The sequence below is a fragment of the Streptomyces sp. NPDC037421 genome (assembly GCF_055602105.1).
Genome location: NZ_JBVJWV010000043.1, coordinates 21,566 through 46,643 on the forward strand (window position 1 = coordinate 21,566; position 25,078 = coordinate 46,643).

Here is a 25,078-nt window from a genome sequence, read left to right on the forward strand (position 1 = left end):
GACGGAAACGATCGCGGCTCGCCTCTCCCTCCGAACTCTCAGTGGGGATCCGGGTGACGAATTCGGGTGCGGGAATCGGCGTCGGCGTACCGTGCTGGGGGTGACGGATACGACTCGAGAAGATGCTCTGACGGCAGTGCTGCCTAGCCTGTCCGACGCGTTCGGGCTGGGCGCGGTGAGTGATCGGCGGTTCCTTGCCCACGGCCTGATGAACCGCAACTGGCGGCTCGTGACCGCTGCCGGGGTGTTCGCGCTCAAGGAAATCACCGACGTTCCTCTGCCAAAGGTCCGCAGGAACCTTGCGGTCCTCGTGGACCTGGCTCGCGAGGGCATCCCCGTGCCGGCGCCGCTGAGCGCGGCCAACGGCGACCTCGTGGCGGAAGTCGGTGGTCACGGCTACTGCGTCCTGCCGTGGGTGGAGGGCGAGCACCTTCAAGGGACGGATCTCCCGCTCGACCAGGTCCGCGATCTCGGTGCTCTTCTGGGCCGCCTGCACGAGGGCTTGCGGCGGCATGGGCCCGGCCCGGTTCCGGAGCAGGCACCGGTGGCGAAGGTCCGCGACGTAGCCGAGGCAGACCGGGCCGCTGCTGGTCTCCTGAGCCGCTTGCCTTCCATTCCGGTGACGGACTTCGACAAGGCCGCCGCCGAGGCCCTGCACGACCGCCGCGGCCTTCTCGCGAGGTACGCCGATGCCCGGCCGGACGGCGAGGTGCCGGCCGGGCCCTGCGGGTGGACGCACGGTGATTTCCAGTACCGCAACCTGCTGCGCCGCGACGGCCGAGTGGTGGCGGTCCTGGACTGGGACCGGCTCGGGGTCCGTCCGTACGGGGAGGAGGTCGCACGGACCGCGCAGGTGCAGTTCGGGGTCGGTGGTGCCTTCGACCTCGACCGTGTCGCCGCGTTCTGTTCCGGATACCGGTCCGTGATCGATCTGTCCGAGGGTGACCTCGCCGACGCGGTGAAGCGGCTGTGGTGGAAGCGGCTGACCGACTTCTGGCAGCTGGAGTTCTACCTCGACCGCCAGGACCCCACCTTCGGCGAGATGTTCCTGACGGACGAGGCACTGCTGAACTGGTGGACCGACCGCGCCGACCAGGTGCAGGCCGCCTACGCCGCCCGTTAGCCGGCGGCTGCTGCCGCCGGGATGAGCCCGGCGGCAGCCAGCTCGGGCAGGCACGGCCGGACCAGCGGCGCTGCCCCGGCGCGGGCCTTCGCGCCGAGGCCGGTCCGGTCGGCCGACTCGATCGCCTGCACCCAGCCGTCCACGTCGTCGGGGTGGAGGATCACTCCGCCGTCACCGACCGCCTCGGGAATGCCGCCGCGGGACGAGCCGATCGTGGGGACGCCGTGGAGCCCGGCTTCCACGATCACCCGGGGGAAGGCGTCCTCGACCTGGGAGGGCACGAGCAGCAGGTCGTTCGCGGCGTAGATCGGGCCCATGGCGTAGGTGCGGGGGACCCAGTGGACGTTCGGGTACGCCGTGAACTCGCGGGCCGTGTCCCACCAACCCTCGACGAGGGTGAACCGGAGGGCGGGCAACCTGCGGATCAGCTGGTGCAGGAGGGCCGCGCCCTTGGCGGGGATGGGGTTGACCATCAGCACGCCGCCGGGGACGCGACCGGCTGTGCCGGGCCCCGCGGCGAGGAGGTGCCCGGCGCCTTCGGCCGGCGCGAAGGGCGGGTAGAAGGCGACGGTCTTCGTGTCGGAGTGGGCATGGGTGCGTCCGGCGACGAACTTCGACGTGGCGAGGGCGACGTGCGGTCGGCCGTGAAGGACGCCCATGCTGTTGGCCGAGACCGAGTGCAGCCATCCGGCGACCCGCGAGGACCGGCGGGCAAGGTCGGCGAGGTCGGCAGCCCGCTCCTGCGATGTCACCACCAGTTCCGGCCGGGCCTCGGCCAGGAGGCCCTTCAACGTCGCTTCCACTCTGTCCTGCGGCACGGCCCGGCACGAGACACCATTCCACTGGTAGCGGACCTCCCCGCCGACCTCCTTCCACACGGTTCCGTGGGCCCGGAGGTGGGCACGCAGATGCCCGATCTGCGCGGACCCGTTCCAGGGCGCCTCGTGGCTGCCGAGGTAGATGACCCGCCAGCCGGCCCGGACGAACTCTTCCGCCAGGAGCTGCTGGGAGACCTCCGCGCCCCCGATCAGCAGCGGTGGTGGGGTCCGCCGCCATACGAACACCACCGTTGGGCCGGTCACCGGACACCCGCCCAGTACGTGAAGAGGGCTTGCACGACGGCGGCCGTCTCCTGCCGGTCGCCGTCCCCGGTGGCGATGGCCAACTCCGCAGTCGCCGGGCGGCGGACCGGGCGGCAGAAGTAGTCGCGGAAGTGCGTGAGGAAGGCGGGGTCGTGGAGGAAGTAGTCCGGCTCGACCTCGTGGTGTCCGACCGCCTTGCGCCGCAGGTGTAAGAGCTCGGGCGTCACGTCCAGGTACAGGGTGCGGTCCGGCCTCAGGTGCGGCATCTCCTCGGCCCGACAGGTCAGTTCGGGCAGGACGTTGAAGCCGTAGATCTCGTCCATAGCGTGAGCGTGGGCGAGGAGGGTGTCGACGGTCCGGTCCAGGACGACCAGCCCGCCGTGGCGGCGAGCTGCGTCCACGCGGTTGCCCTCGATCTCCATGAACGTCATGAACGCCTTCACCTGCTCGTCTGCCGACCGGGTGGAGGGGGTGGGGATGTCCTCGCGGCGCGCGAACGACTTCACGTAGCAGGAGAAGAAGAGCGCGTCCCGCATCGCCGGCACCCGGCGCAGCCGCCCCAGGGCGGAGGTCTTGCCCCCGTACGAGGGGCCTTCCAGGCCGAGGATCACCACGACCCCCCGAGCCGGTAGAAGCGTTCCGCGAACTGGCCCCGCGGACGGCTGTCCGGGTCGGGCAGCAGGTTGGCGGCGACGGTGTGGGCGTGCCGGATCGGACGGTACATCTTGCGCGCGGGGTGCATCTGCGAGCCGTGCATGTGCAGCAGGGTCACCTTGTCCAGGACGGTGGCCGTGATGTCCTCCAGCTCCGGTTCGAAGACGTCGCGTACCCGCTGTCGGAACAGGTGCCGGTCGCATCCAGACAGCCCGTAGGTGGACCAGAAGGCGGCGTCCTCCCAGAACCACTGGCAGCCCAGGCGCCGCGCCGCCTCGTGAACGGCGAGGTGGTCCGGGTGGCGCGTAACGGCGGCCGGTGCGAGCAACTCCGCGTCGTCCATCCCGTCCAGCACCTCGGCGAGTTCGGAGGTGATCCGGTCCACCTGGGCGGGCTCGGGTGCCCGATAAGGCTTCTCGGCGTCCTTGTGCTCCAGGCCGACCCGGGCCGCCCCGAGGGGCAACAGGGACTGGGCGGCTTCGCGGTCGCGGAGTCCGGAGACCGTCTCCACGCTGTTGTAGGTGTTTTCGAGGGAGGGGTGGACGCTGCGGGAGCGGGTGAAGACGGTCACCACGGTCAGCGGCCGGGGACGGGCGAGGAAAGTTCCGGAGGCGGACAGGACGAAGTCGTCGTGGTGGGGTTCGATGACGACCACCGGCCGCCCGGACGGCTTGCGCGGCTCGATCCAGTACGGCGCGAGGGTCAGCGGCGCCGTCAGCGTCATGATCTCCTTCGCCCCGGCCAGGGAGTCCATCCAGGCCCGGTGCGCGGTCAGGAGGTCGGTGGGGAAGGTGTAGATGCCGTCGGCGTCCGGCAGGGGAAGGCGGGTCACCTGGGGTTCTCCGATCATCGGACGGTGGTGGCGTACCAGTTGCGCCAGAAGCGGGGCGAGGTCAGGCCGAGGCGGACGATCACGGGGTTCTGCCACCAGAGCATCCGGGCCGTGGACCAGGCGTCGTAGCGGCGGGTGGAGGGCCGCACGCGGAGGTCTTCGAGGACCGCGACCGGCCCGCCCATGCGGTGGCCGTAGGCGGTCAGGCGGGCGAAGAACTCCATGTCCTCGCTCATGAAGTAGTCGGGGCGGTAGCCGTGCACTGCTTTGAAGGCGTCCCGGGTGCAGAACTGGTTGACGCCCTGGGCGCCCCCGTGGCGGGAGCGGTGGTGGTCCCAGTAGGCGCAGAGCAGGCGGGCCCCGAACCGGACGGGGGTGTAGAGCGGTGGGATCGCCCCGCCGACGGCCCCGGCGTCCATCGCGGCGACGGCGGCCGTGATCCCCTCCAGCGGCAGGGCCACGTCGGCATCGACGAAGAACAGCATCCGGCCCTCGGCCTCGCGGGCTCCGGTGTTCCGGGCCAGGCCGATGCTGCGGACCAGCTCCGTCACCACCCTGGCCCCCAGTGCCTTGGCGGTGGTCGTGGTGTCGTCGGTGGAGGCGTTGTCCACGACGATCACTTCTCCGCGCCGGCCGGAGCCTGCCTCCCAGGCGCGCATGGACGCGAAGACGGTGGGCAGATAGCGGGGCAGGTACTTGGCCTCGTTGTACGCGGGAATGATCACCGACAGATCGGGATCGGTCACGGGTCGGTCCTTCCTGGTTGCGGGGGCAGAGCAAGATGCAGGCGGGCCGCCCAGGCGTCGCGGTCGCGGCCTTCCCGGTGGGCGGCGTAGGTCCAGCCGCGTACGGCCTGGAAGGCCACGTAGGCGTCCAGGAGCCGGGTGTCGACAGGTCGTCCGTAGGCGGCCATGAACACCCGGTCGGACGGCTCCAGGGCGTCGCAGGTCACGAGGGTCTGGGCGAGGTCGTACTCGGGGACCTCCACGGTCGCGGCCTCGAAGTCCACGAGGTAGTCGGGGAGGCGGGGCCGGCCGTGTTCGCCGACGGTGAGGCGTCGGTCGCCTCCGCAGATCACGTTCTCCAGGTGGAGGTCTCCGTGGCACCACACCAGCCGTTCCATGCGAGCCCCGGCTGCGATGACCTCCAGAGCGGGCGCGAGCCGGACGAAGACCTGCCTGGGGCAGTGGGCGGCCAGGGCGCTGACCTGCTGGCCGATGCCCGGCGCCAGGGGGACCCCGGCCGGGGCCTTGGTGCTGTGGAAGGCCGCCATCAGCAGGGCGAGCCTCAGCAGGGCCGCCGGACGCGGCATCTGCCCGGCTCGGACGGCATCCCCCAAGGTGCTCGTTCCGGCATCGGTGGTGACCAGGGCAGAGACGGTCAGGCCGGGAACTGGCCCGTGCCCGATCACGGTCGGCACCCGCACCCGCCCGGCGTCGGTTACAGCGGCCAGGAGGCGGGCCTCGTCGGCCGCGACGTGGGAGCCGTCGGCCTCGAACAGTTTGACCACCACCGGGCGGCCATCGGCGAGCCGGACCCGGTAGACGGCCGTCTTCGGTCCGCTGCGGACGCGGACCGTCTCGGCCGGAGCCGACCCGGCCAGTTCCGTGCAGGCCCGCTCTATCGCCAGGACCGTGCCGCCAGTCACCGTGCGCCTGCCCCGGCCACGTGCCGCAGCGTGCGGTGCATCTGCTGCCGGTAGGCACGCACGTCCTCCGTGCTGGGGCACGAGCGCATCCACGGCTTCTGGCCCCCGACGAAGAGCACCACGTGGCCGTCCCGGCGGGTGACCGGGCGGCGGAGGACCCGGCGGACCCAGTCCCCCCGCTCGAGGAACCGCTCCACCTCGAACCGGTTGAACACCGGCCTGACCGGGTGCGCGGCCCCGGAGGACAGCAGCCACAGGTTCAGGGCGCACTGGTCGTTGTGCTTGATGTACTGCCGCCCGCCGACCAGGGCCCGCTGGACCCCGGCCCGCATGGGGGCGAGCATCGGCGCGGGGAGCCACAGCATCCCGGCGTTGAAGTAGGTGCGCCCGACCAGGTGGGGCCAGCGCGCGGCGACGCCGGGCAGTGCCGGGCACTGGCCGACGGCCGGGTTGAACTCGTCCTGCACGGCGCCGATCCGGTCCGTCGGCAGTCCGTCCAGGGGCGCGGAGAGGTCGCCGCGCACGTGTACGTCGGCGTCCACGTAGATCAGGAACGGCCGGTCGAGGAAGCCGGGGGTGAACCCGAACCTCAGGTAGGTGGCGACCGAGATGTAGGCGGTGTCCGCCATGACGCTCTCGGGCGGCGGGGCCTGCCAGCGCAGGTCGAAGGAGCCGAATCCGCAGCGGCGGGCGAAGGATTCCATCACGGCGGCCTGCCCCGGGGACAGGCCGTTGGTCAGTACCCGTACCGCGCTCTCGCGGCGTTCGGCCACCGGCAGGTGGTCGGCGACCGACCCGAGCGTGACCAGGGCGGGCAAGAGGTAGCGGGCATCGACGCACATGCCGATCGCGTACACGCGGGTGCCTCCAGGGCGAGGTTCGACGGGACTGGCCGGCAGGGCCGGGGCATGGTGGCCGACTCCTCGCCCGCATTTGGGGGGAGCCGACCGCCTCACCGGTGTCGGCGAGGTGCTGCAGTCACCTGCCGCGGCCGGGCAGGTGGAGGGCTTCCGGCTCCGACGCCCCAGGCAGACCGGCGCCGGAAGCGGTTCAGACAAGCCGCAGGAGGTCCGTGTTCCGGGCGAGGTGGGCCACCGACTTGGCCAGCAGCCGCAGCGCTATCGCCGGATCGCTCCCGCAATCCCGGGCGACCTTGCGGGCGAACCGCACGGTGCTGGCCGCGATGGCCTTGTCCCGGCTCTCCGGCAGCAGGGCCGCGTACCGTTCGGCGGGCACCGCGAGGGTGTGGATGTGCTCGCGCAGCCGCTCCCGCAGCCGTACGGACGCCTCCCCGGCCGGGTGGTGGTCGGCGAGGGTGAGGGCGGCCTCGACGTCCCCGGCGACGGCGGCAGCCGCGGAGGCGATCACGGTCTTCTGGTTGGCGGAGGTGACCGTGGGCACCTCGACCGGGGCTGTCGCCACTTCGTGCGCGAGTACGGTCACGATTCCGCTCCCATCCGCCTGCTGCCGGTTCGGCTGTGTGGACAAGTAACCCGTGTCCGAGCCGTGTTGGACATGACGAATCCGCTCGCAGCTACTCGCGTGACCACTGACGAAAAGTCCCGACCTGCGCTACCTCGGATGGCGGCCCCACCTCTACCGTGACTGCATGGTGCGGAAGCAGAACGCGGAACTAGAGACCTGGATGAAGGAACACGGGCTCAGTGCGGGCGCTCTTGCCGAGCAGGTCAACGACGCGATGGCGGACCTCACCGGCCACCGCGGCGCCGTCACCGAACGGACGGTCTACCGGTGGCTGTCGGGAGAGAACCGCTCACCCCAGGACCGCCAGTGGCAGGCCCTGGAGGCCGTCTCCGGGCTTTCTGGGACCGACCTGGGGTTCGTGCCCCGAGCCCGTCCCCGCCCCGCAACGCCCTCAGCACGACTGGAGGACCCTGTGCTTGGCCGTCGAAGCTTCATCTCCGTAGCCACCGGCGCCGCCGTCGCCGTGTCCACCGGCACCGCGACCGCAGCCACCCGACCCACGGTCGGGCACTCCGACGTCGACCGCCTGCGCGGTCTGTTGGCCGAACTGTGGCTCCTGGACGACCAGAACGGCGGCGGTCCCGTCCTGGAGAAGCGCGCCGCCGACCTCGCCGCCCGCACCATCAGCCTCCAGCAGCACGGCTCCGCCAGTCAGCGCGTCCGCTCCCGCCTCTACGCCGTCGCCGCGTCCTTCACGGCCTTCGCCATGTTCTCCGCCATCGACGCCCGCCGGCTGGGGGAGGCCCAGCGCTACCTGGAGCAGTCCGTCACCCTCGCAGGGCTTTCCGGAGACGGTCAGGTCCAGCACCAGACCTGGCGGTACGCCGCCATGCTCGCCGGACAGCGCGGCCGGTACGCCGACGCCCTCGCCGCGGCCGAAGCCTGCACGGGCACTCGGGTGCACCGCACCGACCCCCTCTACGCCTCGCTGACCCACTCCCGCATCGCCCTGACCGCCGCCAGCCTCGGTGACAAGACCCGGGCCCTCCGCGCCCTGGACCGGGCCCACGATGCCTACGATCGAGCCGACCCCGCCGAGGCCCGTCCGTCCTCCGTCGCCTTTTACACCCGGGGCGAGCTCCACGGCCTGACCGGCATCACCCACTACCGGCTCGGCGAGGCGGAGAAGGCCGAGTTCCACGCCCACCGGTGCATCGCCGACCTCCGCGACGACCAGCACCGCAACCGCGCCTACTACCTGTCCCAAGCGGCCCTCGCGCAGGTCGCGCAGGGGGACGTGGAGCAGGCCGTGGCCACCGCCACCCGCGTCATCGCCCCGACCGGTGCCGACGCCGGCCGGGTTCCCCACCTCCTGGGCAGCTTCACCTCCGCACTCAACCAGGCGGCCCCCAAGGCCGCCGTCACCCGCCAGTGGAACGACCGCACCCGCACTGCCTGAACCCGCACGCGACAAGGAGCACCATGCCCACGCCGGAGATCACCCTCCACCGCTACGGCACCGACCAGCTGCCCACCATCCGCCCCACCCTGGTCGGCGTGTACGCCGAGGTGTACGAGAAGGAGATCGGCGAGGACCCGTTCTTCTCCGTCGACCGCTTCGAGGGTCGTCTCACCGGCCACTCCTCCCGCCCGTCCTGGGAGGCCGTGGTCGCCTACGACGGTGGCGAGGCCGCTGGCTACGCCTACGCCGCGGCCCTGCCCCAGAACACCGGCTGGTGGGCCCACATGCTCCAGCCGCTTCCAGAGGCGGACACGACCGAGGACGGCAGTCGAACCCTCGCCCTCTTCGAGATCATGGTCCGGGCTCCCTGGAGGGGCACGGGTCTGGCCCACCGAATCCACGAGGAACTGCTGGTCGGCCGGACCGAGGAACGCGTCACGCTGCTTGTCGAGCCCGGACACCCGAAGGTGAAGGCTCTCTACGAGAGTTGGGGGTACCAGCACATCGGTGACCAGCAGCCCTTCGCCGACGCGCCGGTGTACACCACCATGCTCCGCGCGCTCAGGTGTGATGGCAGTACATCTGCAGGGCGATCCTGAGGCCGGGGACCGCCTTGTGGGTCGCTCGGGCGAAGAAGCTGGCGACGCCGACGGCCCTGGCGGCGGTCGCGACGAGCGCGTGCTCGTCGTCGGGCAGACAGACGCTGCATACCTTGGAGCGCTGGTCGTCCCTGTGGTGCGTCGTCGTGCACGCGCTTTGGCGGGGTAGCGGAGGTGACGCGGCTTCGCACGCAGGCTGGTGCTCTTCCCTCGGCTGCGATCCGTCCTCGGTCGCTGCCTGGTGGACCGGTGCCCCCTGGCTCCGGTCCGCTCCCGCCACTCCAGGGGCGGGACCGGCCAAGACGCTCTCCCCCGACGGGGAAGAGCGTCTTGGCCGATAACTTGCTCTGTCTGGGGCTTGGGTAGGCGTCGCCTGCTTGGAGGTTGTGGGGATGCGTGGCAGTGGGTTCGTCCTGTAAGAGCGTGCCTCCTGTTGGTCGGGCTGGAACGGCACCGGCGTTGAGGGGATGGGGCGCACGAACGCCAGCTCGCCCCGCGACGGATGCGCGGGGGAACAATGTGACTTTCGGACGAGGCCTACGCGGCGTCCGCTCGGCCGCTGTCGAGTGCATCCTGGACCTGCCGGGTGATCTTGTTCCGGCGGTCCCTGCCGATGGGGAGGCCGCGAGTGCGGACAGCCGTCTCGATGTGGCGGCTTGACGCGCGTCCATCGCGTCCGAGCGGGGCGGTGAGGGCGATGGTGAAGAGCTCGTCGTCGGTGGCGGCGGGCTTGCGACCGGTGCGCTTCTTCGGCGGGACGCGGGCTTCCGCCACTTGGTCGGTCTCTTCCGCCACATCGACTGATGCGCCCTGTACGGCGTCAGTCGGAGTGGGGCGGTCACCCTCCCGGCCCTCGGGCCATTCCGGGTCCGGGAGCGGCGCTGTGGCGGAGTGCGCGTGGGGACGATCCAGGTCCGCGGGATGCACTGCGGTCTCTCCTGCCGGAAGGCAATGGTGGCGGGAGTCGTCGGAGGCGACGTGGCGGTGGATCTGCCGCATGAGGACGCCGAAGGCGAAGAGCGCGGCTGCTGGTGGGACAGCGGCGACGACGTAGTCGAGGGCCGGGGCCAGGACGCCGTTGGTGCTGCTGACGCCGGCGACGTTGAGGGCGATGGAGCCCAGTGATCCGGCAGCGGTGAGGGCGATCGCCCACCCGTCGGTTTCCCGGCGGAGGCTGGCCCGGAGCATGAGTACTTCCCCGGCGACGATGAAGGCGTCGAGCGTGGCGGGCCACGCCCACTGGCGGGCTGGGGAAGCGCTGAGACCGTGCTGCCCCGCGACTTCGGCGAGATGGGCGTAGGAGAGCCAGAATCCTGCTGCGGTGAGCGCGACGATGACGCAGCCTGCGACGGCCAGGGCGTACCGCTCAGCCGTCTGCGTGCGGTGGTAGGTGGTGGTCAAGCGGGTGGTGCTCCAAGGGGTTGGCGCGTTCAAGCGGCAGGGGGGGTGCGGCGGCGGTCGGCGCCGTCGAGGACGACCCGGTGGGTCATTTCGGAGAGGCGGGAAGCGACGCGGTCGCCGAGGGCGGTGCGGAGCTCGGGGATGGGGAGGTTGGTCGTGAGCAGGGTGGGGCGCAGGTACTCGTACCGGTGGTTGATCAGCCGGTAGGTCAGCTCCTCCGTCCACTCGCTGCCCTTGGCGGCGCCGAGGTCGTCCATGAGCAGCAGCGGGCAGCGGGCCAAGGTGTGCAGCTCACGTTCCGCGTCGAGGCCGGGGCGGGGCCTCAGGCGGGCGTACAGGTCGGCGGCTGTGACTGCCTCCCAGCGCAGGCGGACGCCGGCAGCGAGCAGTACGCGGACTGCCCCGTAGGCCTGGTGGGTCTTGCCGGTGCTGGTGGGACCAGCGATGAGGAGCGACGGGCCCTCTGCTATGCCCCGCGTACCGCTCGGGCCAGGGCCCCCGGCACACGCGATCTCGTCCACCCAAGCGGTGACTTGGGGGTGATCGGCGAGGGCATGCCGGTATCGCGGGGGGATCCGGGCGTCGGCCAGTTCCAGTGTGCTGACAGGCTCGGGCGTGGGCTCCGGTTCCTCCGAGCCGATGACGGGGTCCATGCCTCGGCGGGCCAGGATGCCCGCCACGGCCCGGACGCCCTGACCGGAGGGCTGGGGCAGGGTGGTGGCGGTCAGAGCGCACCCCCGTAGGCAGCGGCGACGTCGGTGGGGTTGGTCCAGGGACGGTGGGTGACGGCGGTCGTGGGCGTCCCCGCGTTCATGACCTCGTGCACGACACTGGCCAGGGTCTTCGGGTGAAGGCCCTTGGCCCGGTGGCGGTCCAGACCGGCTCGTACGTGGGCGGGGTCGATGCCCTCGGTGAGGAGCTTGGCAGCTTCCCGTCCGAGTTGACCGAGCACGCTCGCGGGCGGACGGTGTTCGCAGGCCGCGGCGTACTCGGTGACGAGGTCCTTCGCCGAGACGGTCTGGGGCGCGGGGGCGCTCGCGCCCCCCAACGGGGTAGTTCCTAGTTCCCTGTTCCTAGGTCCTAGATCCGGACGCTGAGGGTTCACCGCGGCCTTTACGAGCCCTCCCTGAGCACGCGCTGACGACTCACTGAATCGCCCCTGACCTGCAGAGTCTCGGCTCACGGTGGGCTCCGTGTCTTCTCCCGGACCTTTCACGGAAGCCTCAGCGACTGCTCCGCGCATAGGCAGTGAGGTCTCACGAGGAAGGCCGAGGTCGTGGTGCGGGCAGTCCGAGATCCTGCTGGCGCTGGGGCGGTTGATCTTCTGGTGGCGGCCGAAGGCGACGATGTGCAGGTACTGCCTTCCGTCCTCGCCCTCGTAGCGGCAGATCAGGCCGGCAGCGTCGAGCTGCGTCAGGTCGTCCTCGACCTCCACCGGGCCGTGCTCGCGGCGCAGCGACCACAGCTGTCCGGCGATGACGGCGGCCTGGTCGCGGATGCGGCCTTTGTCGTCGGCTTGGGTGAGCAGGCCGAAGAAGGTCCGCTCGGCCGTCAGCGACACGGCCGCCAGGGACTCGGAAGCGAAGGCCTCGGGCTTGATGGTGCGGATACGGGCGATGAGGATCGACCGCCTTTCGGAATTGGGGGCGTGGAGACAGTGGGGCAGTGGTGCGTGGACAACACAGCCACACCCCTGCCCCAGAAGTCCAGAGTTGGTTCTAGGACTGCTGAAAGGTTTTCCGGCTGCAGGGTAGACCTGAAATCCCGGTCGCCGAAATCTCCCCTGAAATCTGTTGGCATCGCTCACAGCAGACAGGAAAGCCTTCCGAAGGCTCGGGCGCGCAAGCTACAACACGGCAATGCCGCCACGCCCCCTTGAAATCGGACCCGCCGGACGGGCCGCCGCCCACGCCATCGAACGCACCCGCGTCGCCCGTGGCTACTCCCAGCGCCAGCTCGCTGCCCGCGTCACCGCACTCGGTCGCCCCATGACCTTCACCGCGCTCTCACGTATCGAACGCACGGTCCGGCGCTGCGACATCGACGACCTCGTCCCCATCGCTGCCGCCCTCGGAACCCCTCCGCAGATCTTGCTGGCGACGGTGCCGATCCACCCGGCTCCCGCCGGGGTGGGCGAAATATAGCCGACGATCCCCGGTTTCCGAAACCGGGGATTCTCCGGACCATTGGTGGTCCTGGACGTCTTCGTCACCCATGGGTGCCAGGCTTTCATTCCCTTCCTCTGCCTTAAGGATTCTCGCTTGTCTTCTATCGACCCGGTCTCCTCCGTTACCGCTGCCGGATTCCGTCACCGTCCGGCCATCGGTCGCGCGTTTCTCGGGGTGCAGGACGCGGCTGAATATCTCGGCATTTCACCCAAGACGCTTTACGTCTGGCGTCACCGGCGGCAGGGTCCGCCGAGTTTCCGCATGGGTGCCCGCGGGCGAGTGACGTACCGGATGGATGCGCTCGATGCCTGGATACGGGAGCAGGAGCAGGCGGACTCCCGCTCCAACCCCGTCCTCAACCCCGTGAGCGCCGCACAGAGGCGGCGTGCCGCCTACTCAGCGACCATCTGACGCCACCCGGCCGACCGTCCCGAACCCCCAGCTGCAAGGAAACACTTGGCCGGCTACATCGAAGACCGCTGGATCAACAAGAAGAAGGACCCCGTCACCGGCAAGCGCGAGCGCACCGCCCGGTACGGCTAGGGCAGCCGGTACCGGGTCGCGGGCATCCCGGGCGTCCGGGGCATGTCTTTCGACACCCTGGAGGACGCAAAGGCGTGGCTCCGGACAGCGAGCGGGGCGAGTTCGTCGATCCGCGCGACGGCTCCATCACCATCGCCGACTACGTCAGGCACCACTGGCAGGCGGGCGTCCGTGGAGCACCGGGCACGGTCAAGCGGGTCGACGAGCGCGTGCGCCTCCACGTCCTTCCGCACATCGGCGACGTAGCGCTGCGGGACGTCTCCGCGGCCGTCCTGCGCGGCTACATCGCCACGCTCGAAGGCGAGTGCGCACCTCGCTACGCCCGGCAGATCCTCACCACCCTCTCGAACGTCTTCGAGACGGCGATCGACGACAAGCGTCTGGTCCGCAACCCGATGCGCGCCAAGTCGGTGCGCTGGCCCAAGGCTCCCGAGGACCAGCGGGAGGCGTGGCTGCTGGAGACGGCGCAGCGGGTGCGGGACGTTATCAACCAGCGGTACCGGATCGCCGTCGTCGTCGCCCTCGGGTGTGGGCTGCGCCAGGGGGAGGTCTTCGGGCTGTCCCCGGCGGACGTCGACTTCGAGCGCGGCCTCATCCGGGTCCGCCGCCAGGTCCAGCTCCTGTACGGGCGCCTGTACCTCACTCTCCCCAAGGGTGGGAAGACCCGCACGGTCGACATGCCGCCGTCGGTGGCCGCAGAGCTGCGCGCACACTTCCTGCAGCACCCGGCCGTCGAGGTCGAGTTGCCGTGGGGCGGCCCGGAACCGGATCGGGAGAGACAAGCCTTTCCGCTGGTCCTGACCACGACCTACGGCAACGCCATCCGCGCCAACATCTTCAACGACGAGGTATGGAAGCCCGCCCTCGCGAAGGCCGAAGTGATCCCCGTGCGGGAGAAGGGCCAGCGCTGGAAGGCGTCCCGCAAGGACGGCTTCCACGTCCTCCGGCACACCTACGCCTCCGTGATCCTCGAGGCGGGTGAATCCGTCGTCACCCTCGCCCGATGGCTCGGCCACTCCAGCCCGACTATCACCCTCGACCACTATGCCCACTTCATGCCCGACGCCGGCGGCAAGGGCCGCGCGGCAGTCGATGCGCTGCTCGGAGTGGCCCCTCAGTAGGTCCCTGAAGACCTTGCCCTTGCCTGAGAACGGGTGGCACAGCACATGCTGTGCCACCCGTTCTGGTTGGTGGGTCAGGCGCTGCGTCTCATGCCGCTCGACGCCAAGGCAGGCGGGCGCACCTTGCGGGCAGGCCGAGGAGTTCGTGCAGCGCCTTGCCCTCGTGGGCCCAGCGGTTCAGTCGGTCGGCGGTCGACCCACCGCACCCCGTGACGGTCGCCCCAGGCCATGGCGTTGCGGGTGAACGCGCCGTTGGTGACGACGAACGCGGGGTCCGCCCTGGGTGCAGGACCCGCCGTTCCGCATACCTGGTACATCACCGAGGTCACTTGATGAGCCGTCATAATCGCGCGGACGTCAAGGGTGCAAGTCGGCCATGTCTTCGGGAATGCCTGGCCGACTGGCTTGCGTCGAAGCTTCCCGGCCGTCTGTAGCGCTGCGAAAATGCGTCTCCCTGTGGAGCGCGGTCGGTGGCGACTGCGTTCGTGAACCGCAGCGATCGCGCCGCACAAGTTGTGATTTCCAGTCAACTAATGTGAAACGGTGGGCTGTTACTGACGGATGCCCTGTCATTGAGTTCCTGTGACAGGGAGGCCGGTCCCGCACGGGCACTTGCAGCTGTTCGCAACCAACTCGGGTGATCCACGTCCGCGTCAAAGGGTAGGGGGAACATGACGGGCGCTGATCCGGAGCCGCATCGTCAGAACTTCGAGCAGCACAACCATGGCGATGGTGCCTTCGTTGGTGGTGACAACCATGGGGAAATCCGTATCGAGGCCGTCGATGCCAAGACCAAGGCGCTGCTCAGGAAGATTTCCAAGGATTCGCCCGCCTTGGCTAGGCTTCTCGAAGAGGCCATGGATGACGGGGTGATCTCTTCCGATGCAGCAGGATTGCTTGCGCTGGCGGCTCGCAGCATCAACGAAGACGTCGCCACGATGCTTACGCACGCGAGCCGCAGCATTAACGAAGACGTTGCTGGGACGCTGATGCATGCAAGCTTCAGCATCAACGAAGACGTGGCAGGACAGGTATCCCATGCTGCGGATACCTTCGACAAGGCGACCCAACGGCTCGACCTCAACGAGTTCAACAGGATTGTCGGCCGCATCGAGGGGCTCGTTAGCTCGGGGAGCGCTGCGGTAGATCTTGAAAGCTTGGTCGCACGTCTTGAGGGGAGTCTGAGCTCTCTGGACCGGCTCGTTAGGGACATGGAGAGGTTGCAGAACGGGGACAAGCCTCTTGGCCGGATCGAGTCGATTGCGAACGCACTTAATGGTGCGGCTGGGCGGATCGAGGCCACAGTCACTCCGCCTCCCCCGGAGGTCCTTCCAGACCACAAGGCGCGAGCCGTTGCATTCCTTTGGGGGCTCGGAATCGGCGCATTCTTCATCTTCTATCTTGCCAACCGATGATCTGCTGCGGTCGCTGCGTGCACCTGAGCACGTCATGAGCGAGGGCTCGTAATACCGCTGCTAGCCGGCCCCGACGAATGTGAGTTGGTCAGTGAGCGGTTGCCGTAGCGGAAGATGAAGGCGCGGAGCGAGCTTTTCGGTGCGTCCGTCAGCCCTTCCGGGTCGCTGCGCTCGCCCGTGAGGCGTTCACGGCCGCGTTGTCGCGTGCGATGTATGCCCTCTCCTGCACACTGGCGCCGAAGCCCGACCACCCGTAGAAGACGGCCACAAGGGCAGCCGTCGTTGCCACCCCGGACGCAGTGGTTGCCAAAGCTCGAGCCATACATGCGGGTAGGTGTGCAGCTATACCGCCCCTGGTTTGGACGGCGATGTCGGCGCATCTTCCTGCCCATACTTCGAGGCCCTGCGCGGCCCTCGCGAGGAACGCTGCGGCGCAGGCGAAGAAGGCGTATGTGAACAGGATCCCAACCACGATCCGTTCTGCTATGCCGGGAGTTGGTCCTGCGCCGGAGAAAGGCAAGCCTCGGATGCAGTAGATGATTGCGGTCCCGGAGGTGGCCGCCAAGAAGACGGCCTCGACGAGCGACCAGCTGATGTCTTCGTAGTCGTCCTCGGGTGCGTCAGTGTGGGTGGTCGATGTAGGGCGGCTCTGCCGTTGAGCGGGTACGAAGAGGTTCACGATACTGCCGAGAACGTTGCCGGCTACGAAGGTGCCCGAACCTTGGTTCGTCTGGTTTACGACCTTCTGCTCGGTCTCAGGCGGCTGGTCAGTCACGCTCGCGATCACCATGGTTGATCGTCAGGCTGCCGTGGTTGTCACCGCCGATGAACAAGCCGTTGCCGGTGTTGTGCTGGTTGTAGGTGGTGGGTCCGGTGACGGTCAGCGTCTTGAAATCGGGGATCGCCTCCGGATGCGAGTCGAGGTGCGCTCGAATCAGCGGGGTCAGGCGGGCTACGAGTTCCTCCGAGGTGGCCCCTCGATCGTTGAGAACCGTGATCAGAGCATCCCGCTCAGCAGGGGTGCCTCGATGTACGAGCTCGCGGATCTTCAGCGCAACCCAAGCCGCGCCGCCTGTGACCGCTCCGCTGACCAGCGCGACGGCCGATCCGGTTGCAACCTCTCCAACAACATCGGGCAGGCTCAAGGTCGTTGACCCCTCATGAAGAGACGAAGTGAAGCCCAACGTACTGCCACGGGTGCGATCGGGAGGCATCTTTCGCTGTTGTGTCCATCACCTGCACGGCTGTGATTTCCAGTAGCCCCGCGAAGCGGCGCGCCTCGCAGAATGAGCTGTCCGCCCATGACCTCAACGCACTCACGGAGTGGCAGCGAACCCGATCAGCGATGCGTCGGGCGATCGCTGGCAGGTCTGGTACTGGCGGGCAAGGTTCACATGCTGGGAGGGGTGCACTCTGGGGCAGTCCGTCCTCGTTCGCTGAGTGGCGTCCTTGGGGCGGCGCGTCGCATTCTGGGCGCCGCCCCTCGATGGGCGGAGGTGCCGCGCCCGGTCGGCCTTCTACCGCGCATTCTCCCCAGATTCTCCCCACGGGGCCCTGAGGGCTTGATCCGTGGTTCGCTTGCGCTAAGTCGATCAAGCTCGTGCGGTGGATCGCTACAGCCAGTCCCGCTTCTTGAAGATGACGTACAGGCTGACGCAGACGACCGCCATCAGCAGGATCGCGAAGGGGTAGCCGCCGGCCCACTTCAGCTCCGGCATGTCCTCGAAGTTCATCCCGTAGATGGTTCCCACGAGTGTGGGGGCGAAGAGGATGGCGGCCCAGGAGGAGATCTTCTTGATCTCCTCGTTCTGTTCGAAGCCCGCCTCCGCCAAGGCGCGCATCTCGGCGTTCTGTTGTTGGGAGACCAGGGTGGCGTTCACCGTGAGGATTTCGGTGAGGGCCTGGCGGAAGCCGTCGACGCGTTCGCTGGTGTGGGTCACGTGGTCCGCCACGTCGCGGAGGTAGCGCTGGAGTTCCTCGTCCGTGCCGTACTTGGCGAAGCCCGCCATCAGGCCGTGGAGCATGCCGACCAGGGGGCGGGTGGCGCGTTGGAACTCGACCATCTCGCGGGAGAGTTCGTAGATGCGGCGGGAGACCTCGGGGTCGCCGCGGAAGACCTCCGTCTCGATCTCGTCCATGTCCGTCTGGACGCCCGCCACGACCGGGGCGTAGCCGTCCACCACCGCGTCGAGGATCGCGTACAGGACGGCCTCCGGGCCGAGGGAGAGGAGGTCCGGGGTCTCCTCCATACGGTGGCGGACGGAGGTGAGGTCCGGGGCGGCGCTGTGGCGGACCGTGATCAGGAAGTCCGGGCCGACGAAGATGTGGAGCTCGCCGAAGTCGACCTCCTCCAGGGCGTCCAGGTAGCGGGCCGCGCGCAGGACCACGAAGAGGGTGTCGCCGTAGCGCTCCAGCTTGGGGCGCTGATGGGCCTCCAGGGCGTCTTCGATCGAGAGCGGGTGGAGGTTGAACTCGGCTGCCAGGGAATGGAGTTCGGATTCCGTGGGGCGGTGGAGGCCGATCCAGGCCATGCCGTCCGGTTGTTCGCGCAGCAGTCGGAAGGTGTCCGCGAGGGTGGTGGGGGAGGCGACCCGGCGGCCGTCGCGGTAGACGGCGGAGTCGATCACGCTCTCGCGGTCCGGGGGTGCCGGGCTGGGGGCCGCCGACGGGGGCGTGGCGGCGGGGCCGGGCGGGCGGAGCCAGCCCGAGCGCCTCGCGGACGGGGAGGGGCGGCGGTTCGGGCGCTCCGACATCGCAGGTCAGCCTCCGGGTGGGTTGCCGGGTGGGTTGAGGGGTGGGTTGCCGTGTGGGTTGCGGACAGGGGGTGTCCGCAACGGGGGATAGGTTGCCGATATGGCTTCCACGACGAACCCCGTACTCGGCACCCGCGCTCTGAACCGTGCCACGCTCGCCCGCCAGCTGCTGCTGAGCCGCGCCGAGATGTCCCCGCAGGACGCCGTCGCGCACCTGCTCGGGCTCCAGGCGCAGAACGTGAAGCCCCCGTACTTCCAGCTGCACGCCAGGCTCGCCGGGTTCCGCCCCGAGCAGCTGGCGCGGCTGATGGAGGAGCGGAAGGTGGTCCGGATGGTGACCATGCGGTCCACCATCCACACCCACACCGTGCCGGACGCGCTCGGGCTGAGGCCGCTCGTGCAGGGGGCCCGGGACCGGGAGGTGAACTACTTCCGGAAAGGGCTGGTGGGAGTGGACCTGGAGCGCCTCGCCCGGCGCGCGCGGGACTTCGTCGAGGCCGAGCCGCGCACGATGGGGGAGATCCGCGAGGACCTGCTGCGGGAGTGGCCCTCCGCCGACCCGCAGTCGCTGTCCGTCGCCGCCCGCTGCCTGCTGCCGCTCGTGCAGGTCACCCCGCGCGGGGTGTGGGGCCGTAGTGGGCAGGTGCGGTTGACGACCCTGGAGGCGTGGGTGGGGGAGACCGCCCAAGAGGGTGAGGGGGAGGCCATGGACGCCGTCGTGCTGCGCTATCTGGGTGCCTTCGGGCCCGCCTCCGTCAAGGACATGCAGACCTGGGCCGGGCTCACCCGGCTGCGCGAGGCCTTCGAGCGGCTGCGCCCGCGTCTGGTCGCCTTCCGCGACGAGAACGGCGTCGAGCTCTTCGACCTGCCGGACGCGCCCCGCCCCGACGCCGACACGCCGGCGCCGCCCCGCTTCCTCCCCGAGTTCGACAACCTGCTGCTCTCGCACGCCGACCGCTCCCGCGTGATCCCCCCGGAGACCAAGGGCCGCACCTGGACCGGCAACCAGGCCCACCGCACCCTCCTCGTCGACGGGTTCCTCGCCGGACTCTGGCAGATGGAGGACGAGGGCGGCCGCCCGCGGCTGACCGTCGAGCTCTTCGGTACGCAGACACGCGCGCGGAAGGACGAGATCGCCGCCGAGGGCGAAGCCCTGCTCGCCGCGATGGGCGGCGCGCCCGGACCCGTGCGCTTCGGGTCAATCCACGGCTGACGCCGCCCTGGTGGAGGCCCCGCCCGGCGCGGCACGATGCCTGTCATGACGGAGAACAGCGCCACCGACAGCTTCCAGGCCGCGCGGGACTTCCTGCTCGAACACCGAGGGAAGTACGACGCCGCCCACGCCGGCTTCACCTGGCCCCGCCCCGAGCGCTTCAACTGGGCCCTCGACTGGTTCGACCACATCGCGCACGGCAACGGCGCCGACGCCCTGCGCATCGTGGAGGAGGACGGCACCAGCCGCTCCGTCTCCTTCGGCGAGATGAGCGTACGTTCCGACTCCGCGGCCAACTGGCTCCGCGCCCAGGGCGTCGCCGCCGGCGACCGGATCCTCGTCATGCTCGGCAACCAGAGAGAGCTGTGGGAGGTGATGCTCGGCGCGATGAAGCTGCGCGCCGTCGTCATCCCCGCCACCCCGCTGCTCGGCCCGGCCGACCTGCGCGACCGGGTCGACCGCGGTCACGTACGCCACGTCATCGCGCGCGCCGAGGACACCCACAAGTTCGACGAGGTCCCCGGCACCTACACCCGCATCGCCGCCGGGACCGAGGTCCCCACCGGGTGGCGGCGGCTGGAGGACCTGTACGCGACCGACTGCGACTTCACCCCGGACGGCGTCACCCTCGCCACCGACCCCCTGATGCTCTACTTCACCTCGGGCACCACCGCCAGCCCCAAGCTGGTCGAGCACACGCACGCCTCGTACCCCATCGGGCACCTCTCCACCATGTACTGGCTCGGCCTGCGCCCCGGCGACGTCCACCTCAACATCGCCTCGCCCGGCTGGGCCAAGCACGCCTGGTCCAACATCTTCGCCCCCTGGAACGCGGGCGCGACCGTCTTCGTCCACAACTACACCCGCTTCGACGCCGAGCGCCTCATGGCAGAGATGGACCGCGGCGGCGTCACCACCTTCTGCGCCCCGCCCACCGTCTGGCGGATGCTGATCCAGTCCGACCTCACCAAGCTGCGCAAGCCCCCGCGCGAGGCCGTCGCCGCCGGCGAGCCGCTGAACCCGGAGGTCATCGAGCGGGTCCGGGACGCCTGGGGGATCACCGTCCGCGACGGCTTCGGCCAGACCGAGACCACCCTCCAGGTGGGCAATTTCCCCGGGGCCGAGGTGAAGCCCGGGTCCATGGGCCGCCCCGCCCCCGGGTACGAGATCGTCCTGCTGGACACCGTCACCGGCAAGGAGTCCCCCGTCGAGGGCGAGCTCTGCGTGGACCTGCGCCGCGCCCCCGCCGGGGTGATGACCGGCTACCGCGACGACCCCGGGCGCACCGCCGAGGCCATGGCCGACGGGCTCTACCGCACCGGGGACATCGCCTCCCGCGACGCCGACGGGTACCTCACCTACGTGGGCCGGGCCGACGACGTGTTCAAGGCCTCCGACTACAAGATCAGCCCCTTCGAGCTGGAAAGCGCCCTCCTGGAACACGAGGCCGTGGCCGAGGCGGCCGTCGTCCCCGCCCCCGACGAGCTGCGCCTGGCGGTGCCGAAGGCCTACATCACCCTCGCGGCCGGCTGGGAGCCCGGGAAGGAGACCGCCCGGGCGCTCTTCGAGCACTCCCGGGCGGTCCTCTCCCCGTACAAGCGGATCCGCCGCATCGAGTTCGCCGAGCTCCCCAAGACCGTCTCCGGCAAGATCCGCCGGGTCGAGCTGAGGGAGCTCACCGCGGCCGGCTCGGCGGGGGAGTACGACGAGGCCGACCTGGGCTGAGCACGGCGTACGGGCTTCAGCCCGGCAGCTGCGCCTCGATCGCGGCGATGACCTCGGGGGCCTCGGGCTCGGTGCGCGGGCGGAAGCGCGCGACGACCTCGCCGGCGGGGGAGATCAGGAACTTCTCGAAGTTCCACTGGATGTCCCCCGCCGCACCCTCGGCGTCCGGGGTCTTCACCAGCTCCTGGTACAGCGGGTGCCGGTTCTCGCCGTTCACCTCGGACTTCTCCAGCATCGGGAAGGTCACGCCGAAGCCGGCCGCGCAGAAGGTCTGGATGTCCTCCGCGGTGCCCGGCTCCTGGCCGCCGAACTGGTTGCAGGGCACGCCTATGACGGTGAAGCCCTTCTCCTCGTACTTGAACTGCAGCCGGGCGAGCCCCGAGTACTGGGGGGTGAGCCCGCACTGGGAAGCGGTGTTCACCAGCAGAATGGCCTTGCCCCGGTGGGCCGCCAGGCTGGTGGGCTCGTCGTCCAGGGTGGTCAGCGGGATGTCGTACAGGCTCATCGGGCTCTCCTCGGCAGGAAGGGGCGTCGGGACGATATTCATACGGATATCAACAGCCCCTGAGCCTAGGCCCCCATTCCCACCAGCCGGTCCGCCGGGTCGTTGACCGGCTGCGGCATGCCCGTCAGGTCCATCACGAACAGCGGTATCCCCAGGTCGTCCGCCCGGCCCCGGGCCTCCTCGGTGTACCCGGCCAGGGAGAAGTAGACGCTGGTCGCCGAGGCGGTCAGGCCGTTCAGCCACACGCACTCCACCGCCCGCAGCCCGGCCGGTGCCGTGGTCGGGTCCACCTGCGCCACCACCCCGGGGGCCCGCAGGTCCACCACCGCCGAGGGGATCGGCACCGCGTCGGGCTGGCGTACGTCCTGGAAGCCGAGCCAGCGCAGGTACAGCGCGGCCGTGACCACCGCGTCCCGGGCGGTACGGATGGTCACGGGCCGGAACGCCGGCCGTGACATCGGGGGCCGCCCGGGCGCCGGGCCCGTACGCGGCCCCGACCCGCCCGCGCCGCCCGCCGCCACGGCGTCCGTCCCCGCCCCCGCCCCGTCCGCGAGGCCGCCGGACCCCGCCGGGCCGGGCTCCGCCCGCGCCGGGTCCTGCCGTACGCCGTCCCGCGCGCCCGCCTCCGCGGCGGGCCCGGCCGACCGCTCCACCGGGTGCACGGGCACCCGGACGACCATCCCGCAGGAGCCGCAGCCCACCTCCGGGTGCGGCCACTCGCTCTCCCGCCCGCAGGCCCCGCAGCGCACCGTCACCCAGGTCTCCGACCAGTTGCGGTGCGTGAGGGGAACGGGCGGCGCCGCCAGGTCCAGCGGAGGCGCGACCGGGCTCCCGCAGGCGCAGGGATAGACCGGGACGGTGTAGCCGTTCTCGCGCCGGCACGAAGGACAGCGCACCGGTACCGCTTCCGCCATGAGACCTGGACCCCCTCCGTCGCTGTGCGTGGGTCCATGCTCCACCACCGGCGACCGCCGGGGGACGCGGACCGGTCGATTCACGCCGATCCGGCTCCGGGCCCCGGTCATTTGTACAACTCGCCGAACGCAATGCGGCTTTTGGTGGGTTCCGGGGTGCCTTACCGCCTTGACGTGCGCGAAGTCGCGCCTTAGCTTGTTCCGTATAGCAGAACAAAAATTCCGGATGACGGAAAAGTCTGACCGCCAGACCCGCAGGAGAACCTGATGCCTCGTATGACAGCCGCCGCTGCCGCAGTTGAGATCCTCAAGCTCGAGGGTGTCGAACAAGCGTTCGGCGTGCCCGGTGCTGCGATCAACCCGTTCTACCGCGAGCTCAAGAACGTGGGCGGCATCGCGCACACGCTGGCCCGCCACGTCGAGGGCGCCTCGCACATGGCCGAGGGCTACACCCGTGCCAAGGCGGGCAACATCGGCGTCTGCATCGGTACCTCGGGCCCGGCCGGCACCGACATGATCACCGGCCTGTACTCCGCCATCGCGGACTCGATCCCGATCCTGTGCATCACCGGTCAGGCTCCGGTCTCGAAGCTCCACAAGGAGGACTTCCAGGCCGTCGACATCGCCTCGATCGCCAAGCCCGTCACCAAGGCCGCCACCACGGTCCTGGAGGCCGCGCAGGTCCCCGGCGTCTTCCAGCAGGCCTTCCACCTGATGCGCTCCGGCCGTCCGGGCCCGGTCCTGATCGACCTGCCGATCGACGTCCAGCTGACCGAGATCGAGTTCGACCCCGAGACCTACACCCCGCTGCCGGTCTACAAGCCGCAGGCCAGCCGCGCCCAGGCCGTGAAGGCCATCCAGTTCCTGCTGGAGTCGGAGCGCCCGCTGATCGTCGCCGGTGGCGGCATCATCAACGCCGACGCCTCCGACCTGCTGGTCGAGTTCGCCGAGCTGATCAACGTCCCGGTCATCTCCACCCTCATGGGCTGGGGCACCATCCCGGACGACCACGAGCTGGCCGCCGGCATGGTCGGTGTGCAGACCGCCCACCGCTACGGCAACGCGACGTTCCTGGAGTCGGACTTCGTCCTGGGCATCGGCAACCGCTGGGCCAACCGTCACACCGGTTACAACATGGACGCCTACACCAAGGGCCGCAAGTTCGTCCACGTCGACATCGAGCCCACCCAGATCGGCAAGATCTTCGCCCCGGACTTCGGCATCGCCTCCGACGCCAAGGTCGCCCTGGAGCTCTTCATCGAGGTCGCCAAGGAGCTCAAGGCCGAGGGCAAGCTGCCCGACTTCTCCGCCTGGACCGCCTCCGCACAGGAGCGCAAGGCCACCCTCCAGCGCCGTACGCACTTCGACAACATCCCCCTGAAGCCGCAGCGCGTCTACGAGGAGATGAACAAGGCGTTCGGTCCGGAGACCCGCTACGTCACCACCATCGGCCTCTCCCAGATCGCGGCCGCGCAGTTCCTGCACGTCTACAAGCCGCGCCACTGGGTCAACTGCGGCCAGGCCGGCCCGCTCGGCTGGACCATCCCGGCCGCCATCGGTGCCGCCACCGCGGAGCCCGAGACCCCGGTCGTCGCCCTCTCCGGCGACTACGACTTCCAGTTCATGATCGAAGAGCTGGCCGTCGCCGCGCAGCACAAGGTCCCCTACGTCCACGTCCTCGTGAACAACGCCTACCTGGGTCTGATCCGCCAGGCGCAGGGCAACCTGGGCATCAACTTCGAGGTCAACCTCGAGTTCGAGAACATCAACACCCCGGAGATCGGCGTCTACGGCGTCGACCACGTCAAGGTCGCCGAGGGCCTGGGCGTCAAGGCCATCCGCGTCACCAACCCGGACAAGCTGGGCGAGGCCTTCGAGGAGGCCAAGAAGCTGGCGCAGGAGTTCCAGGTCCCGGTCGTCGTCGAGGCCATCCTGGAGCGCATCACCAACATCGCGATGAGCAAGACGGTCGACATGAGCGACGTCACCGAGTTCGAAGAGCTCGCGACCGAGCCGGGCCACGCCCCGACCGCGATCAAGGCCCTCCAGGTCTGATCGACGCCGTACGCACCCTGCGGCCCCTGCTCCTCCTCCGGGAGGGGCGGGGGCCGCTGGGCGTTTGCGGGCGGTGCGGGCGCGCCTTCGAGGGGGTGGGGGCCGGGCGGTGGCTGCCCACCCGCCTCCCCGGGTGCGGGTGGGTGCGTACGCGGCTCCGTGCGGCGGGGGCCGACGCCTCAGCGGAGTGAGCCCGGGGCGTACCGCCGCCCGCGGACCGGGGCACGCGGGGCTCGCGCGGTATCACGGCGGGGGCATGCCGTGTGGCCCCGAGAGGGGGAGGCTTCGGCTGTGTGGGAGGGCCCGGGGGGCCCGGGCCCCCTTGGGCGGCCTCACAGCCGGTTTGGGGGTTTCCCGTCAGTCCCATCGTCCTTCCGTGTCGGGCCGGCCCGTCAAGGGCGCTCCCTTCGGTCGCGTCACTTCGTGATCGCCTTCGGCGA

The 25,078-nt window shown here is 69.9% G+C and carries 25 protein-coding genes and 1 pseudogene; 10 read left to right on the forward strand and 16 right to left on the reverse strand.

What is annotated here, in order from left to right:
• Nucleotides 1–91 precede the first annotated feature (91 nt).
• Nucleotides 92–1,123 (forward strand): phosphotransferase, encoded by a 1,032-nt coding sequence (locus tag ACZ7IF_RS35285; protein ID WP_470980285.1) that lies wholly within the window; start codon nucleotides 92–94, stop codon nucleotides 1,121–1,123.
• On the opposite strand, the gene ACZ7IF_RS35290 is transcribed toward ACZ7IF_RS35285, so the two are convergent.
• From ACZ7IF_RS35290 to ACZ7IF_RS35320, 7 genes are all read right to left on the reverse strand, one after another.
• Nucleotides 1,120–2,205, reverse strand: coding sequence for a glycosyltransferase (locus tag ACZ7IF_RS35290; RefSeq protein ID WP_470980288.1), 1,086 nt, complete (start codon nucleotides 2,203–2,205; stop codon nucleotides 1,120–1,122). The genes ACZ7IF_RS35285 and ACZ7IF_RS35290 overlap by 4 nt on opposite strands.
• Entirely contained in the window at nucleotides 2,202–2,816 is a 615-nt protein-coding gene (locus ACZ7IF_RS35295) for a hypothetical protein (RefSeq protein WP_470980290.1), read from the reverse strand. Before ACZ7IF_RS35295 ends, ACZ7IF_RS35290 begins: the two co-directional genes overlap by 4 nt.
• The gene (locus tag ACZ7IF_RS35300) at nucleotides 2,813–3,709 is read right to left on the reverse strand and encodes a PIG-L deacetylase family protein (protein ID WP_470980292.1); all 897 of its coding nucleotides are present in this window, start codon (nucleotides 3,707–3,709) and stop codon (nucleotides 2,813–2,815) included. The genes ACZ7IF_RS35295 and ACZ7IF_RS35300 overlap by 4 nt, the downstream gene beginning before the upstream one ends.
• A complete protein-coding gene (locus ACZ7IF_RS35305; protein ID WP_470980295.1) occupies nucleotides 3,706–4,437 on the reverse strand; it encodes a glycosyltransferase in 732 nt (243 codons plus the stop codon). Before ACZ7IF_RS35305 ends, ACZ7IF_RS35300 begins: the two co-directional genes overlap by 4 nt.
• Nucleotides 4,434–5,339, reverse strand: a complete 906-nt coding sequence (locus ACZ7IF_RS35310; RefSeq protein WP_470980298.1) for a phosphotransferase — start codon at nucleotides 5,337–5,339, stop codon at nucleotides 4,434–4,436. Before ACZ7IF_RS35310 ends, ACZ7IF_RS35305 begins: the two co-directional genes overlap by 4 nt.
• Complete coding sequence (locus tag ACZ7IF_RS35315; RefSeq protein ID WP_470980301.1) at nucleotides 5,336–6,196, reverse strand: glycosyltransferase; 861 nt, start codon at nucleotides 6,194–6,196, stop codon at nucleotides 5,336–5,338. Before ACZ7IF_RS35315 ends, ACZ7IF_RS35310 begins: the two co-directional genes overlap by 4 nt.
• A 193-nt stretch (nucleotides 6,197–6,389) precedes the next feature.
• The gene (locus ACZ7IF_RS35320) at nucleotides 6,390–6,782 is read right to left on the reverse strand and encodes a hypothetical protein (protein ID WP_470980302.1); all 393 of its coding nucleotides are present in this window, start codon (nucleotides 6,780–6,782) and stop codon (nucleotides 6,390–6,392) included.
• A gap of 166 nt (nucleotides 6,783–6,948) precedes the next feature.
• On the opposite strand from ACZ7IF_RS35320, the gene ACZ7IF_RS35325 reads away from it, so the two are divergent.
• Together ACZ7IF_RS35325 and ACZ7IF_RS35330 are read left to right on the forward strand one after the other, a co-directional pair.
• Nucleotides 6,949–8,223, forward strand: coding sequence for a Tat pathway signal protein (locus tag ACZ7IF_RS35325; RefSeq protein ID WP_470980304.1), 1,275 nt, complete (start codon nucleotides 6,949–6,951; stop codon nucleotides 8,221–8,223).
• 23 nt (nucleotides 8,224–8,246) lie between these two features.
• Entirely contained in the window at nucleotides 8,247–8,825 is a 579-nt protein-coding gene (locus ACZ7IF_RS35330) for a GNAT family N-acetyltransferase (RefSeq protein ID WP_470980307.1), read from the forward strand.
• Between the two features lie 537 nt (nucleotides 8,826–9,362).
• Here the strand turns inward: ACZ7IF_RS35330 and ACZ7IF_RS35335 are convergent.
• The 3 genes from ACZ7IF_RS35335 to ACZ7IF_RS35345 form a co-directional block, all read right to left on the reverse strand.
• Nucleotides 9,363–10,226 carry a DUF2637 domain-containing protein gene (locus ACZ7IF_RS35335; protein ID WP_470980310.1) on the reverse strand — a complete coding sequence of 288 codons (864 nt, stop codon included), beginning with the start codon at nucleotides 10,224–10,226 and terminating at the stop codon, nucleotides 9,363–9,365.
• A 29-nt stretch (nucleotides 10,227–10,255) separates the two neighbouring features.
• On the reverse strand, nucleotides 10,256–10,879 hold the full coding sequence (locus ACZ7IF_RS35340) for an ATP-binding protein (protein WP_470980347.1): 624 nt from the start codon (nucleotides 10,877–10,879) through the stop codon (nucleotides 10,256–10,258).
• 71 nt (nucleotides 10,880–10,950) lie between these two features.
• Nucleotides 10,951–11,844, reverse strand: coding sequence for a hypothetical protein (locus tag ACZ7IF_RS35345; RefSeq protein WP_470980349.1), 894 nt, complete (start codon nucleotides 11,842–11,844; stop codon nucleotides 10,951–10,953).
• Nucleotides 11,845–12,085: 241 nt separating this feature from the next.
• Here ACZ7IF_RS35345 and ACZ7IF_RS35350 point away from each other — a divergent pair, with 241 nt between their 5' ends.
• The 3 genes from ACZ7IF_RS35350 to ACZ7IF_RS35360 all read left to right on the forward strand — a co-directional run bounded on the left by ACZ7IF_RS35350 (nucleotide 12,086) and on the right by ACZ7IF_RS35360 (nucleotide 14,058).
• On the forward strand, nucleotides 12,086–12,370 hold the full coding sequence (locus ACZ7IF_RS35350) for a helix-turn-helix domain-containing protein (protein ID WP_470980313.1): 285 nt from the start codon (nucleotides 12,086–12,088) through the stop codon (nucleotides 12,368–12,370).
• 117 nt (nucleotides 12,371–12,487) lie between these two features.
• Nucleotides 12,488–12,805, forward strand: a complete 318-nt coding sequence (locus tag ACZ7IF_RS35355; protein ID WP_470980315.1) for a helix-turn-helix transcriptional regulator — start codon at nucleotides 12,488–12,490, stop codon at nucleotides 12,803–12,805.
• Between the two features lie 206 nt (nucleotides 12,806–13,011).
• Nucleotides 13,012–14,058, forward strand: a complete 1,047-nt coding sequence (locus ACZ7IF_RS35360; RefSeq protein WP_470980318.1) for a tyrosine-type recombinase/integrase — start codon at nucleotides 13,012–13,014, stop codon at nucleotides 14,056–14,058.
• 88 nt (nucleotides 14,059–14,146) lie between these two features.
• Here the strand turns inward: ACZ7IF_RS35360 and ACZ7IF_RS35365 are convergent.
• A pseudogene (locus tag ACZ7IF_RS35365) lies at nucleotides 14,147–14,384 on the reverse strand (restriction endonuclease); the annotation flags it as partial.
• Between the two features lie 345 nt (nucleotides 14,385–14,729).
• Between ACZ7IF_RS35365 and ACZ7IF_RS35370 the strand changes: the two are divergent.
• Nucleotides 14,730–15,473, forward strand: a complete 744-nt coding sequence (locus ACZ7IF_RS35370) for a hypothetical protein (RefSeq protein WP_470980320.1) — start codon at nucleotides 14,730–14,732, stop codon at nucleotides 15,471–15,473.
• Nucleotides 15,474–15,621: 148 nt separating this feature from the next.
• Here the strand turns inward: ACZ7IF_RS35370 and ACZ7IF_RS35375 are convergent, their stop codons facing one another.
• The 3 genes from ACZ7IF_RS35375 to ACZ7IF_RS35385 all read right to left on the reverse strand — a co-directional run bounded on the left by ACZ7IF_RS35375 (nucleotide 15,622) and on the right by ACZ7IF_RS35385 (nucleotide 18,226).
• Nucleotides 15,622–16,263, reverse strand: a complete 642-nt coding sequence (locus ACZ7IF_RS35375) for a hypothetical protein (RefSeq protein ID WP_470980323.1) — start codon at nucleotides 16,261–16,263, stop codon at nucleotides 15,622–15,624.
• Entirely contained in the window at nucleotides 16,241–16,618 is a 378-nt protein-coding gene (locus tag ACZ7IF_RS35380) for a hypothetical protein (protein ID WP_470980326.1), read from the reverse strand. The genes ACZ7IF_RS35375 and ACZ7IF_RS35380 overlap by 23 nt, the downstream gene beginning before the upstream one ends.
• A gap of 468 nt (nucleotides 16,619–17,086) precedes the next feature.
• A complete protein-coding gene (locus ACZ7IF_RS35385; RefSeq protein WP_470980329.1) occupies nucleotides 17,087–18,226 on the reverse strand; it encodes a magnesium and cobalt transport protein CorA in 1,140 nt (379 codons plus the stop codon).
• 100 nt (nucleotides 18,227–18,326) lie between these two features.
• Here ACZ7IF_RS35385 and ACZ7IF_RS35390 point away from each other — a divergent pair, with 100 nt between their 5' ends.
• Together ACZ7IF_RS35390 and ACZ7IF_RS35395 are read left to right on the forward strand one after the other, a co-directional pair.
• A complete protein-coding gene (locus tag ACZ7IF_RS35390; protein WP_470980331.1) occupies nucleotides 18,327–19,439 on the forward strand; it encodes a winged helix DNA-binding domain-containing protein in 1,113 nt (370 codons plus the stop codon).
• A 45-nt stretch (nucleotides 19,440–19,484) separates the two neighbouring features.
• Complete coding sequence (locus tag ACZ7IF_RS35395; protein ID WP_470980333.1) at nucleotides 19,485–21,164, forward strand: AMP-binding protein; 1,680 nt, start codon at nucleotides 19,485–19,487, stop codon at nucleotides 21,162–21,164.
• A gap of 16 nt (nucleotides 21,165–21,180) precedes the next feature.
• On the opposite strand, the gene ACZ7IF_RS35400 is transcribed toward ACZ7IF_RS35395, so the two are convergent.
• Both ACZ7IF_RS35400 and ACZ7IF_RS35405 read right to left on the reverse strand, forming a co-directional pair.
• Nucleotides 21,181–21,669: a glutathione peroxidase gene (locus tag ACZ7IF_RS35400; RefSeq protein WP_470980336.1), complete on the reverse strand. Its 489-nt coding sequence runs from the start codon at nucleotides 21,667–21,669 to the stop codon at nucleotides 21,181–21,183.
• A gap of 65 nt (nucleotides 21,670–21,734) precedes the next feature.
• Nucleotides 21,735–22,583, reverse strand: a complete 849-nt coding sequence (locus tag ACZ7IF_RS35405) for a hypothetical protein (protein ID WP_470980338.1) — start codon at nucleotides 22,581–22,583, stop codon at nucleotides 21,735–21,737.
• A 267-nt stretch (nucleotides 22,584–22,850) separates the two neighbouring features.
• Here ACZ7IF_RS35405 and gcl point away from each other — a divergent pair, with 267 nt between their 5' ends.
• Nucleotides 22,851–24,638: a glyoxylate carboligase gene (gcl, locus tag ACZ7IF_RS35410; RefSeq protein WP_470980341.1), complete on the forward strand. Its 1,788-nt coding sequence runs from the start codon at nucleotides 22,851–22,853 to the stop codon at nucleotides 24,636–24,638.
• Nucleotides 24,639–25,078 lie beyond the last annotated feature (440 nt).